The sequence below is a fragment of the Amycolatopsis sp. A1MSW2902 genome, from assembly GCF_017312175.1.
Taxonomy (GTDB): Bacteria; Actinomycetota; Actinomycetes; order Mycobacteriales; family Pseudonocardiaceae; genus Amycolatopsis; species Amycolatopsis nivea.
In genome coordinates this window covers 7,095,747-7,107,629 of sequence record NZ_QJPO01000001.1, presented here as the reverse complement: position 1 = coordinate 7,107,629, position 11,883 = coordinate 7,095,747, and the positions used below count along the sequence as shown (strand labels likewise).

12 protein-coding genes are annotated in these 11,883 nt (G+C 68.9%); 9 read left to right on the top strand and 3 right to left on the bottom strand.

Translation table 11 applies throughout. From position 1 onward, the window contains the following. Positions 1–18 precede the first annotated feature (18 nt). Both DMP23_RS33065 and DMP23_RS33060 read left to right on the top strand, forming a co-directional pair. Complete coding sequence (locus tag DMP23_RS33065; RefSeq protein ID WP_037807080.1) at positions 19–519, top strand: SigE family RNA polymerase sigma factor; 501 nt, start codon at positions 19–21, stop codon at positions 517–519. Then, positions 516–1,253 (top strand): hypothetical protein, encoded by a 738-nt coding sequence (locus tag DMP23_RS33060; protein WP_238603610.1) that lies wholly within the window; start codon positions 516–518, stop codon positions 1,251–1,253. The genes DMP23_RS33065 and DMP23_RS33060 overlap by 4 nt, the downstream gene beginning before the upstream one ends. Here the strand turns inward: DMP23_RS33060 and DMP23_RS33055 are convergent, their stop codons facing one another. Further along, a complete protein-coding gene (locus tag DMP23_RS33055) occupies positions 1,254–2,207 on the bottom strand; it encodes a Gfo/Idh/MocA family protein (protein ID WP_037807086.1) in 954 nt (317 codons plus the stop codon). After that, positions 2,204–3,310 carry a DegT/DnrJ/EryC1/StrS family aminotransferase gene (locus DMP23_RS33050; RefSeq protein ID WP_043837824.1) on the bottom strand — a complete coding sequence of 369 codons (1,107 nt, stop codon included), beginning with the start codon at positions 3,308–3,310 and terminating at the stop codon, positions 2,204–2,206. Before DMP23_RS33050 ends, DMP23_RS33055 begins: the two co-directional genes overlap by 4 nt. A gap of 191 nt (positions 3,311–3,501) precedes the next feature. Here DMP23_RS33050 and DMP23_RS33045 point away from each other — a divergent pair, with 191 nt between their 5' ends. From DMP23_RS33045 to DMP23_RS33015, 7 genes are read left to right on the top strand one after another with little or no spacing between them, the layout of a single operon-like run. After that, positions 3,502–4,233: a UDP-N-acetylglucosamine acyltransferase gene (locus DMP23_RS33045; protein ID WP_037807091.1), complete on the top strand. Its 732-nt coding sequence runs from the start codon at positions 3,502–3,504 to the stop codon at positions 4,231–4,233. An 11-nt stretch (positions 4,234–4,244) separates the two neighbouring features. After that, positions 4,245–4,490, top strand: a complete 246-nt coding sequence (locus DMP23_RS33040; protein WP_037807632.1) for an acyl carrier protein — start codon at positions 4,245–4,247, stop codon at positions 4,488–4,490. Further along, a complete protein-coding gene (locus DMP23_RS33035; RefSeq protein ID WP_037807093.1) occupies positions 4,483–5,214 on the top strand; it encodes an SDR family NAD(P)-dependent oxidoreductase in 732 nt (243 codons plus the stop codon). The genes DMP23_RS33040 and DMP23_RS33035 overlap by 8 nt, the downstream gene beginning before the upstream one ends. Before the next feature lie 58 nt (positions 5,215–5,272). After that, positions 5,273–6,682 carry an AMP-binding protein gene (locus DMP23_RS33030; RefSeq protein ID WP_037807096.1) on the top strand — a complete coding sequence of 470 codons (1,410 nt, stop codon included), beginning with the start codon at positions 5,273–5,275 and terminating at the stop codon, positions 6,680–6,682. After that, positions 6,679–7,731, top strand: a complete 1,053-nt coding sequence (locus DMP23_RS33025) for a LuxE/PaaK family acyltransferase (RefSeq protein WP_037807099.1) — start codon at positions 6,679–6,681, stop codon at positions 7,729–7,731. Before DMP23_RS33030 ends, DMP23_RS33025 begins: the two co-directional genes overlap by 4 nt. Then, a complete protein-coding gene (locus DMP23_RS33020; protein ID WP_337823439.1) occupies positions 7,728–8,972 on the top strand; it encodes an acyl-CoA reductase in 1,245 nt (414 codons plus the stop codon). Before DMP23_RS33025 ends, DMP23_RS33020 begins: the two co-directional genes overlap by 4 nt. Before the next feature lie 14 nt (positions 8,973–8,986). Next, the gene (locus tag DMP23_RS33015; RefSeq protein ID WP_337823438.1) at positions 8,987–10,018 is read left to right on the top strand and encodes a lysylphosphatidylglycerol synthase transmembrane domain-containing protein; all 1,032 of its coding nucleotides are present in this window, start codon (positions 8,987–8,989) and stop codon (positions 10,016–10,018) included. Between the two features lie 67 nt (positions 10,019–10,085). Here the strand turns inward: DMP23_RS33015 and DMP23_RS33010 are convergent, their stop codons facing one another. Then, positions 10,086–11,603, bottom strand: coding sequence for a tachylectin-related carbohydrate-binding protein (locus DMP23_RS33010; RefSeq protein ID WP_337823437.1), 1,518 nt, complete (start codon positions 11,601–11,603; stop codon positions 10,086–10,088). Between the last annotated feature and the right edge of the window lie 280 nt (positions 11,604–11,883).

The window sequence follows — 11,883 nt, the reverse complement described above, 5'->3', positions numbered from 1 at the left end:
CCGGGAAACAGAGGGGGGATCGTGCGCGGGGACGACGAGTTCGCCGACTTCGTGCGGTCCTGTTCTGCCCGCCTCACCCACGCCGCCTACCTGCTCACCGGCGACCGTCATCAGGCCGAGGACGCCGCGCAGACCGCCTTCACCCGCACCTACGCCGCCTGGCCCAAGGTGCGGCGCAAGAACCCCTACGCCTACGCCCGGCGCGTCCTCGCCAATCACGTCATCGACATGTGGCGTCGCCCGATCCGCGAATACGCCACCGAGGAGATGCCGGAACCGTCGAAGGTGCCGGACATTTCGCATGCCGTCACGGATCGGGAATGGCTTTCCGACGCCTTGGCCCGGCTCACCGCCCGGGAACGCGCCGTGGTCGTGCTCCGGCATTTCTTCGATTTGCCGGAACACCAAGTCGCCGAGGAATTGGGCGTGTCCGTCGGCACGGTGAAGAGCACCAATTCCCGCGCGCTGGCGAAACTGCGCGTGGACGGTGACGCGCTGGTCGGGGAGGTGAGCGCGTGACGGACGAACTCGACCGGTTGCGCGCCGCGCTTCAGGAAGCGCCCGCGGAACCCTTCGCGGAGCCCGATCTCGAGCGAATCTTCAAAGACGGCGGGCGGATCCGGCGTCGGCGGCGGTTTCTGACGTCCTCGGGAGCGGCAGTGGCGGTGGTCGCCGTCGTGTTCGGTGCGGCTTGGTTGCGCTCGCCGGGCGGTGCGCCGGAGCAGGTGCACGCGGCGGCAGCGCCTCCGCCGTCGGTAATGACAACGAGCACCGCCGCACCGGCACCGGCTTCGACGTCGGCTGAGCCGCGGCCGCTCGGTGACGTGATTTCCACCGGCACCTACTCCGACGGCGCGGAACTTGTCTTCTACGCAACGGAAATCGACGACCCGGACAACCTGCCGACTGTCCAATTCGGAGTGATGGCCAGCCTGTCCGAACCGGACGGCAACCTGCGCCCGCTCTACCTCGCCAACGAATCCGAAGGTAGGGACCGCTCTTTCGGCTTCCACGCCACCTCGGGCGGCACCACCGTGTCCGATACCTGGGTGCCGGTCTACGGCTATTTCAGCGGGCCGGCCGCGCGCATCGAGACCACAGTGGACGGTCGCACGGTCCCGGCGCACACGGCGCGCTGGAGCGAGGATCCGGACGTGGTCGTGTTCTGGTTCGACCAGGACGACGTACCGTCCGCGGAGAGCGCGACCCCGCTGGTCGCCTACTCCGCGGACGGCAAACGCCTCACTAAATAATCAGGCGGCTTCAGCCAGGACCTGCGCCACGACCTCGTGCGACGGCAGGATCAGCGCCCGCTCGACATCCGCGTCGACCTTGCCCTCCAGCAGGTCGACGAACCGGTCCAGCTGGGTCGCCAGCGGCTCGCGCGCGGTGACCAGCTCCGGGATCTCGATGACGGTCTGCTGCCGGTAGCCGAGGCCGTCCGGGGTGACCGAATCGTGCGAGACGTGCCGGTAGATCGTCACGTCGCGACGCAGCAGGTCGATCTCGATCATCCGGTCCAATTCGGACACCGTCAGCGACCGGACCTTGCGCTGCGCCAGCCGCGAGGCCGACACCGTGGCCAGCCCGGCGGGGAACGACAGCACCGTTTCGATGGTGTCCTCGGCCCCGGTGACCGACTGCGGGTGGAAGTAGCCGGCGCTGGAGGTGACCCGGCTCGGGGTCGACCCGCCGAAGAACTGGATCGCCAGGTCGACGTCGTGCACCAGCAGGTCCCACGCGACGCCGGTCTTGATCCGCGGCGCGTACGGGCCGTGCCGGCGCGCCATCAGGTGCACCGGTTCGTTCACCAGCGCCCGCGCGGTCATCACGGCCGGGTTGTAGCGCTCGAGGAGCCCGCACATCAGCGGGACGTCCTTCTTCGCCGACAGGGCAACGATTTCCTGCGAAAACTCGAGGCTGTTGCACACCGGCTTCTCGACCAGCATCGGCTTGCCCTGGCCGAGAATCTCCTGCGCCAGCTCGTAATGCACCTCGGTGGCCGAGGCGAGCACCACCGCGTCCACATCGGACAGCGAGCCGATTTCCGGCGTCCACTGGGTTTCGTAGCGGTCGGCGACCGCGCGGCCCGCTTCCTCGCGCGGGTCGATCACGCGGGCCAGGTCCACCCGGTCGTTCTGCGACAGGACACGCGCGTGCAGCGAGCCCATGTTGCCGGTGCCGACGAGTGCGATGCGGTGTGTCATGCGCCCAGTACCTCGCGAACGGCCTCGATGATCCGGTCCAGCTGGGATTCGGTCAGGTGCGGGTGCACCGGCAGCGAAAGCGCTTGCGCGGCAACGGCGGACGCCACCGGGAAGTCCTCGACGCGCGCGTCCGGGATCAGCGGGTGCCCGCGGTAGCAGTCGTAGTCGAAGACGATCTTCGGGTAGTAGATCCCGTTGCCGATGCCCTTTTCGGTCAGCGCGGAAGCGAATTCCTCGCGCGAGAGCATCGCGTGCGGGCCGACCAGCACGGTGTACTGGTGCCACACGTGCTCGCGGCCCGGCAGCACCTGCGGGACCTCGAGGCCCGGCGTGCCGGCGAGACCCTCGGACAGCCGCTTCGCGTTGGCCTGGCGGGCAGCGGTGAGCTGGTCGAGCTTCTCCAGCTGCGGGATGCCGACCGCGGCGTGCAGGTCGGTCATCCGGTAGTTGTGCCCGGCCATCTCGTACTGGTAGCGGGCCTTCATGCCCTGGTTGCGCATCACGCGCAGCTTGTCGGCCAGCGCGTCGTCGTCCGTGGTGATCACGCCGCCCTCGGCGGTGGTCACGTTCTTCGTCGCGTACAGCGAGAAGCAGCCGATGCCGTACGACCCGGCCTGCTTGCCCTCGAACGACGCGCCGACGGCCTGCGCGGAGTCCTCGATGATCCGCAGCCCGTGCTCGGCGGCGAGCGGCGCGAGCTTGCCCATGTCCGCGGTTTGGCCGTACAGGTGGACCGGCATCAGCACCTTGGTGCGCGGGCCGACCGCCGCGGCGACCGCGTCCGGGTCGATCGCGAAGTCGTCGCGCCGGATGTCGGCGAACCGGACGGTCGCGCCCGCCTCCAGGATCGCGTTCAGCGTCGCGACGAAGGTGAACGGCGAGGTCACCACCTCGTCCCCGGGCTGAAGGTCCAGCGCCTGCAGCGACGCGACGAGCGCCGTCGTCCCGTTGTTCACGGCGATGGCGTGCTTCGTGCCCGCGACTTGCGCGAAAGCGTCCTCGAAGCGCTTGACCATCGGCCCCTGAGCGATGGCGCCGGATCGCAGCACCTCGACGACCAGGTCCTCCGCGTCTCGGACGTCGACCACGGTAATGGGGATCATCGGCAGTCTCTCTCGGCTGGGGATTTCTGTGCGTCCGGTACAGTGCTAGGCGCTCCGGCCGCGAGGCCGGAAAGCCGCCGGTTCTGCGCCCGGCCACCCTGCATGCACGCGGGCCACACGTTACCGGGCGCCGCAGGCAGCCCTTGACCCCAGGCCGTCCAGGCCGGAAGCGACGAAACGGATCACCGACTGTGTCACCTGCGGCACCCAACCGGATTCACCCCACGGCAGTCGTCGGCGAGGGCGTGGAGCTGGGCGAAGGCAACGTCATCGGCCCGTACGCGGTCATCGTCGGCCCGGCTCGCATCGGCGACGGGAACTGGATCGGACCGCACGTGACCATCGGCACGCCGGGCGAGGACCGGGGCGGTCCGCACCCGGCCGCCTGGGAAGGCGCGCCGACCGGCGACCCGGCTCAGGACGGGCACGGTGTCGTCGTCGGCAGCCGCAACCGGATCCGCGAGTACACCAGCATCCAGCAGGGCACCTGGCGCGCCACGACGCTCGGCGACGACTGCTACGTGCTGCGCGGCAGCCACATCGGGCACGACGTGCTGGTCGACGACCAGGTCACGCTCGCCTGCAACGTCATGCTCGGCGGGCATACCCATGTCTGGCCGTTCGCGAACCTCGGCATGGGCACGGTCGTGCACCAGGGCGGCAGCATCGGCCCGGGCGCGATGGTCGGGATGGGTTCGGCGGTCCGCCGCGAGGTGGGTGCGTTCACCATCACGGTCGGCAACCCGGCCCGGGTCACGGGCGTCAATACAGTGGGCTTGTCGCGTCGCGGCCTCGACGAGGCCGCCGTCGAGGCGCTCGGCCCGTGGGTCAAGGGCAAAGGCGACCTCCCGGACGACGGGCTCCCCGAAGACCTCTCTACCTTGGTGAGGGCGTGGGACGCACGCCCGCGCGAAGAACACTAGGAGCTGTGAAGATGTCGGAAGTCGCCCCCAAGCTGCGCGAGGTCTTCGTCGAGGCGCTGGACCTCGACGGGGACGTGGACGTCGAGAACCTCAAGTACCGCGACATCGAGGCGTGGGACTCGGTCGGGCACATGGCGCTGGTCGCCGCGATCGAGGACGAGTTCGACATCGAGTTCGACACCGACCAGGTGATCGACATGTCGAGCTTCAAGGTCGCGGTCGACATGGTCACCGACCTCGTGTCCAAGAATGACTGATCTGACCGGACGCGTCGCGCTCGTCACGGGCGGGACGCGCGGAATCGGGCTGGCCACCGTGCGCGCGCTCGTCGAAGCGGGCGCCACCGTCGTGCTGACCGGGCGGGACGAAGACCGGGCGAAGGCAGTCGCCGCCGAGGCGGGCGCCACGGCCGGTCTCGCGCTGGACGTCACCGACGCAAAAGCGGTCTCGTCGCTGGTGCGCGGCGTCGCGAAGGAACACGGGGCGCTCGACATCGTCGTCGCCAACGCCGGCGTTCTCGAGGACGCGCTGCTCGGCATGATCAGCGAAGACCTGGTCGACCGCATGTTCAAGACGAACGTCGGCGGCACGATCAACACCGTGCAGGCCGCTTCGCGCGTGATGAGCAGGCGCAAGTCCGGTGCGATCGTCCTGCTGGCCTCGATCGTCGGCGAGAACGGCAGCGCGGGGCAGACCGCGTACGCCGCTTCCAAGGCCGCGGTCGGCAACATCGCCCGGTCCGCGGCGAAGGAGCTGGGCAGGCACAACATCCGGGTCAACGCGGTCGCGCCCGGGGTGATCGAGACCGACATGACGTCCCACCTCGGCGAGAAGGTCATCGCCGAGCGCATCGAGGACACGGCGCTGGGCAGGCTCGGCAAGCCCGAGGAGGTCGCGAAGGCGATCCGCTTCCTGGCGAGCGACGAGGCGGCCTTCGTGACGGGCCAGATCCTGGGCATCGACGGCGGCTTGGTGTTGTGAGCCCGGATATGCCGGTTCTCGCCGGCATGCACGCTCACGGGCACGACGAGGAGGTTCGGTGAATCTGGTTGGCGAAGGGTCCCGGCTGGTCGATGTGGCCGGTGGCCGCACGCTGGCGGGCGACGAGCTGACGGCGGAGGTCGAACGGTCCGCGGCCGCGCTGGCGGAGCTCCCGCCCGGCGTGCTGTTCGCGCGGATGTCGCTGGACCTGGACAGCGTGCTGCGGTACCTCGGCGCGTTCGAGGCGGGACGGGCGATCGCGCTGATCGACCCCGCGCTCGACGCGGAGGTGCTCGAAGGCCTGATCACCCGGTTCCGGCCGGCTGCCGTGCTGGCCGCGCCCGAAGCGGACGCGCCTGAGGGCTACCGGGCCGAGAACGGGCACTGGGTGCGCGAGTCGGCCGAGGGCGCGGTCCCGCACCCTGACCTCGCCGTTCTGCTCCCGACCAGCGGTTCCACCGGCAATCCGAAGCTTGTCCGGCTGTCCCGGCAGGGTCTGCTGGCCAACGCCGACGCCATCGCGCAGGTGCTGGCGATCGACGCGGAGGAGGTCGCTCCGACCTGTCTGCCGCTGCACTACAGCTACGGCCTTTCGGTGCTCAATTCGCACCTTTTGCGCGGTGCGACTGTGGTTATCGAATCTTCAGGCGTACTCGGCCGCGGATTCTGGGATTCAGTCAAGGAACACGGCGTGACTTCGCTGTCCGGCGTGCCCTATCACTACGAAATGTTGCGCCGGCTGAAATTCGACCCGGCGAAGTACCCGACTCTGCGGACCCTCACCCAGGCGGGGGGCAAGCTGCGGGACGACCTGGTCGCCGAGTTCAACGACAAGATGCTCGCGGTCGGCGGCCGGATGTACGTCATGTACGGCCAGACCGAGGCGTCCCCGCGGATGACCACGGTGCCCGCCGAGCGGCTCGCGGACAAGATCGGCTCGGCCGGTCCGGCGCTGCCGGGCGGTTCGTTCTCCATCCGCCGCGACGACGGCGAGGAAACCACGCACCCCAAAATTGTCGGTGAGGTCCTTTACCGTGGACCTAACGTGATGATGGGTTACGCGGAGGACGAAGCAGGGCTGAGCGCGGGCGACGAATACGGCGGAATGCTGGCCACCGGGGATCTCGGGTACCTCGACGACGAGGGGTATCTGTACATCACCGGCAGGCTCAAGCGGATCGGCAAGGTGTTCGGCAACCGGGTCAGCCTGGACGACCTGGAGCAGGCCGTGCGCACGGCCGCGGTGGGCATCGACGTCGTGGCCGCGGTGCCCGCGGGCGACAAGGTCGTGCTGTTCGCCGAACTGCCCGAGGGCGACGGCGCGAAGGCGATCTGCAAGGACGCCGCTCGGGCGCTGGCGGAGCGGCTGCACCTGCACGCCAGCGGGTTCGACGTGCGCCCGATCGACACAGTGCCGCTGCTGGCCAGCGGGAAGATCGACTACCGGTCGCTGGAAGGACGGGTATGAGTGTGTTCACGCGCTCGCAGGCGGAGCGAGAGGCGGCGCTGCTCCCTGAGCTCGCGGAGCTGACCGCGCACCACCGGGCGAACTCCGCCGGGTACGAGCGCATCCTCTCCTCGCTCGGTTTCGCGCCGGACGCGTCGTTCGCCACGATCGCGGACCTGCCGTGGCTGCCGGTGCGGATGTTCAAAACGCACGACCTGAAGTCCATTCCGGACTCCGAGGTCTTCAAGACCCTCACGTCCTCGGGCACCACCGGGGCCGGCGCGTCGCGGATCTACCTGGACAAGGAAGCGGCGGGCGCGCAGACGAAGCAGCTCGGCGCCACCTTGCAGGAGGTGCTGGGCGGCGAGCGGCTGCCGATGCTGATGGTCGACACCATCGGCATCATCAAGAACCGCCGTTCGTTCTCCGCGCGCGGCGCGGGCGTGCTCGGCATGGCGAACTTCGGCCGCAAGCACACCTACGTGCTGGACGAGAACGACAAGCCGGACGTCGAGGCCGTGCGGAAGTTCCTCGCCGAGTACGGCGACAAGCCCTTCCTGATCTTCGGCTTCACCTTCATGGTGTGGCAGTACCTCTACGAGGTCGCCCGCGAGCACAAGCTCGACCTGTCGAACGGCATCCTCATCCACTCCGGCGGCTGGAAGAAGCTGATCGACCGCGCGGTCGACAACAGCGAGTTCCGCAGGCGGTTCAAAGAGGACACCGGACTCACCCGGATCCACAACTACTACGGGATGATCGAGCAGATCGGCACCGTGTTCCTCGAGGGTCCGTCCGGGAACTCCTTGTACTGCCCCGATTTCGCCGACGTCGTGATCCGCGACCCGGAGACCTGGGAAGAGCAGCCGGTCGGCAAGCCGGGCGTCATCGAGGTGGTGAGCACGCTGCCGCGCTCGTACCCGGGGCACGTGCTGCTCACCGAGGACCTGGGCGTGTACAACGGAATCGACGACGGCGACTGGCCGGGCAAGCACTTCTCCGTGCTGGGCAGGCTGCCGAAGGCCGAGGCCCGCGGGTGCTCGGACACGTTCCAGGGAGCGGCCGCATGAGTGCTTTGGACCAGCGTTTTCCGCTGGGCGACTCGGTTTCGGTCGGCGCCCTGCTGGACGAACTGCGCGAGGAACCGCCCGGCGGCAGGCTGACGGTCGGCGACCCGCGGGTGGTCGAATTCGTCACCAAGTTCGCGCGCAAGCTGCTCGCGCCCGCGCTGGCGCGGCGCTTCCCGGAGCTGGCTTCGCTGGGTTTCTTCCTGCGCAAGGGAGAACTCGCGAAGTCACTGTCCACTTTGGAAACCAACGGCGATTCGCTGCGGTTCCCGCGCGGGCTCGTTTTCCACGTGCCGCCCGCCAACGTGGACACCATTTTCGTGTACTCGTGGGCGTTGTCGGCGCTGGCGGGCAACAGTAACGTCGTGCGCGTGTCCTCGCGTTCGGCCGGTGCGGCGGAAGCCGTGCTGGAAGCGCTGAACGCGGCGATGGAAGACGTCTCGCCGGAAACCGCGGCCACCATCCGCGCCACCCAGCGCATGGTCACCTACGACCGCAGCGACGAGGTCAGCGGCGCGTTGTCGCTGGCCGCGGACCTGCGGGTGATCTGGGGCGGCGACGCTTCCGTGGCCGCGCTGCGGAAATACCCGCTGGCCCCGCACGCGCGGGACCTCACCTTCCCGGACCGCTCGTCGTTCGCGATCGCGTCGGTGCGCGGCTGGCAGGAAGCAGCGCCGGAGCAGCGCAAGGCGGCCGCCGAGGGCTTCTACAACGACTCGTACTGGTTCGACCAGGCCGCCTGCTCGTCGCCGCGCGCGGTGTTCTGGGTCGGCGACGCAAAGGGCGCGCAGGCCGCCGGACAGGAGTTCCGCGGGCTGCTCGCCGAGGTGCTGGCAGCGAAACAGCACGTCACCGAGCCGGCGATGGCCGTGCAGAAGCGGGTGTCGGCGTACGGCGCGGCGGTCGACGGCCTGGTGTCGTCGATCCGTTTCGACGGCAACGCGCTGGCGACGCTCGAGCTGGCCGACGCCACGGTGATGCCGCGCGAATGGCTGGGCGCGGGCACGTTCGCGAACGCCTCGGTGGCGTCGCTGGACGAGCTGGTGCCGATCGTGCAGCGCAAGGACCAGACAGTGAGCCAGTTCGGGTTCACCCGCGAGGAACTGACCGGATTCGTGACGGCGCTCGCCGGACGCGGGGTGGACCGGGTCGTGCCCTTCGGCTCGGCCCTCACGTTCGCCGGGGTCTGGGACGGCTACGATCTGCTGTCCGAGTTCAGCCGGCTGGTCACGGTACAGGCCTGAGGAGCTGAGAGGCAGTGACGACCGTTCGTACGCAGAGCCCGGGGGACGACACCCCGTCCACTGAGGACACTCCGTCCACTGAGGATGCCCCGACCACCGGAAAAGCCCGCAAGTCCACCAAGGCGCGGGTGCTCAACGTCGTGCGCTGGGTCGCCATCCTCTTGGTGATCGGCTTCGCGGCGAAGAGCCTGGCGTCCAACTGGGACGAGTTCTGGCACACGCTGTCGGATGTCGCCTGGCAGTCCTCGGCGCTGAGCTTGGTGGCGCTGATCCTGTCGATCATGGTGTCCACCTGGGGCTGGCAGATCCTGGTCGACCACCTCGGCAAGCCGATCGGCTACGCCCGCGGCGCGCAGATCTGCCTGGTCGGCTCGCTCGGCAAGTACGTGCCGGGTTCGGTGTGGGCGTACCTGCTGCAGATGGAGCTCGGCCGCAAGGCGGGGCTGGCGCGGGCCCGGATCTTCACCGGCTCGCTGATCCAGCTCGGTGTCGGAGTCGTTTCCGCGCTGGTCGTGTCGCTGCTGGCCGCACCCGCGGTCTTCAGCAACAGCCCGCGGGCGATGTGGCTGTTCGTGCTGATCCCGGTCGGTCTCGCGCTGCTGCACCCGCGGATCCTGACCTGGGGCACCTCGCTCGTCCTGAAGATCCTGCGCCGCCCGCCGCTGTCCGAGCCGCTCGGCTGGGGCGTGGTGCTCAAGACCTTCGGCGCGTCGATGGGCGCGTGGGTGCTGCAGGGGGTGCACCTGTGGCTGCTGGCGAACTCCGTCGGCGCTCCTGGTGTCAACGGCCTGGTCTTGTGCGTGGGCGCGATGGCCGTCGCGATGACGGTCGGCACTTTCGCGTTCATCCTGCCCAGCGGCGTCGGTGTCCGCGAGGTCGCCCAGGTCGCGGTCCTCACGGCGAGTGGCCTGACGGTCGGCCAGGCGACGGCGTTCGCGGTCGCCTCGCGGGTGATGTTCACGGTGGCGGACCTGCTCACGGCCGGTTTCGCCGCGCTCGCCGCGAAGATGGCCGCTCGGCGGGCCGTCCCGGTCGACGCTGCCTGAGTTTTTGCGTACGAGAAAGGCCCGCCCGGGTTCGGGCGGGCCTTTCTTGGTCAGCGGAGCTGATTCGCTAGGCGAACCGGCACGAGTCCGGTGCCGCGGTCACGTGGATGTCGGTGTTCCATCCGTATCCGACGGGAGTGCCCGCGCCGTTCGCGGACCAGGTGTCGGTGTTGGGCGAATAGCGGTACCAGAGCAGCGTCGGGTCGCCCGACAGGCTCGCGCCGCGGCCGTACAGGATGTCGGCTCCCGGCGAGAAGATCTCGGTGAACATGTTCCAGCCCACGCCGGCGGACTTGTCGCGCTGGGTCCACTTTCCGGAGCCGAAGTCGTAGACGAAGCGGTACAGGTTGCCTGCCGGGGTCCGGGCGTAGAGGACCCCGTCGCCCGCCGCGGTGATGGAGTCGAACTTTCCCCAGCCGGTGTCGATCAGCTGGCCGTTTCCGTCGACCCACGTGTTGGTGGCGTCGTTCCAGACGTACGCCTTCAGCTGGCCCAGCTGGTCGACCGCGAGGATGCGGCCGGCCTGGTCGACGGTGACGCGGTTCTGGTACTCCGGGGTGAGGAACTTTTCCCAGCCGCCGCCGACCCCGTTGCCGCCGCCCCAGCCGTTGGCCGCGCTCCACGTCCAGCGCCGGAGCACGCCGCTCGGGACACTGTCGCCCGCGCCGAGGTTGCGGTGGACGTCCCAGAGGACCCCGCCCTTGCCGGCGATCTGCCGTCCGGTCCATCCGGTTCCGATCGCCTTGGTCGGCACGTCCCAGGAAATGGCGCCGTTCGCCGGATCGCGGTGCACGTAGCGCCACATCGAGCCGTCGGAACGGGCGTCCCACACGGTCGCGCCGTTCGGACAGGTCACCGGGGCGGGAACGGTGTTCTGCCGGACCCAATCGGCGATGTCGTCGACCCGGGCTTCGGTGCCGCCTTCGCGGGTTTCGGTCACCGCGAGGCAGCCGTGCTGCCAGGAACGGCTGTTGACGGCCACGACTTCGACCTTGTCGCCCACCGTGCGCAGAGCGGGGCCGCCAGCGTCGCCGAGGCAGGTGTCCGAACCGTTCGCTGAAGTCACCGACGCCTCGGTGGCGTTCACCGACGAGACCGAGAACGTGGCGATAGACGGCCGAGCGGGCACCCATTCGGTCGCGGTACGGCCAAAGCCAGCCAGTTGGAGGGATTCCCCGCTCACCGGGGCAGTCGTGGCCAATGCGACCGGCGCGATCCCGGCAGCGGGCTTGTCGAGTTTCGCCAGCGCGACGTCGCGATCGGTCCGGCCGATCACCTTGACGACCTTGGCGTTCGTTCCTGCTCCGGTGCTGACGTCGACGGCACCGACGCTGACCGTCGCGTTCTCAGTAGGCGCACCGGTTGCGCTCGCGGTCAGGCAGGTTGCCGAGGTGATGACCCAGGACGGGTCGATCAGCGCGGCCGAGCATGCCTTCGTGGGGGTCGCGATGCGCGCGAGGTAGCCCGACGTCCCGGAGGGCACGACAGTTCCCCCGGAAATCGCGTGCGCCGGGACGGCGGTCAGTACGCCGCCGGTGACCAGGGTTGCGGAGAGAGCCAGGATGCTGCGGGTTCTTCGAGGCACAGGCGTTCTTCCTTCTCGGTCCGATGGAGTGCTGGCGTAATCGGCGGCTAGGACCGGGCGCGGCAGGCCGAATACCAGTGACGGCTTTCGCGGTCCATAGACCGAATGACGTAATTGCTGCCTATCCCCAGTTCTTTCATGTGTATGTCAATCCATTCGATTGATCGCTGCAGATCGTCCGCTTTGCTATCGCCGGTGACGGGTGGGTATTACGTGCTGTGAGGAGAGTCACATTGAGGCTGGTTCCGGTATTTTGTCGAGAATAAGACCCTCCGTCCGG

Excerpts from the sequence above, each read along its gene's own strand:
- DMP23_RS33055 (WP_037807086.1), bottom strand. The coding sequence starts at position 2,207 with ATGACACACCGCATCGCACTCGTCGGCACCGGCAACATGGGCTCGCTG.
- DMP23_RS33050 (WP_043837824.1), bottom strand. The coding sequence starts at position 3,310 with ATGATCCCCATTACCGTGGTCGACGTCCGAGACGCGGAGGACCTGGTC.
- DMP23_RS33040 (WP_037807632.1), top strand. The coding sequence starts at position 4,245 with ATGTCGGAAGTCGCCCCCAAGCTGCGCGAGGTCTTCGTCGAGGCGCTG.
- DMP23_RS33035 (WP_037807093.1), top strand. The coding sequence starts at position 4,483 with ATGACTGATCTGACCGGACGCGTCGCGCTCGTCACGGGCGGGACGCGC.
- DMP23_RS33025 (WP_037807099.1), top strand. The coding sequence starts at position 6,679 with ATGAGTGTGTTCACGCGCTCGCAGGCGGAGCGAGAGGCGGCGCTGCTC.
- DMP23_RS33020 (WP_337823439.1), top strand. The coding sequence starts at position 7,728 with ATGAGTGCTTTGGACCAGCGTTTTCCGCTGGGCGACTCGGTTTCGGTC.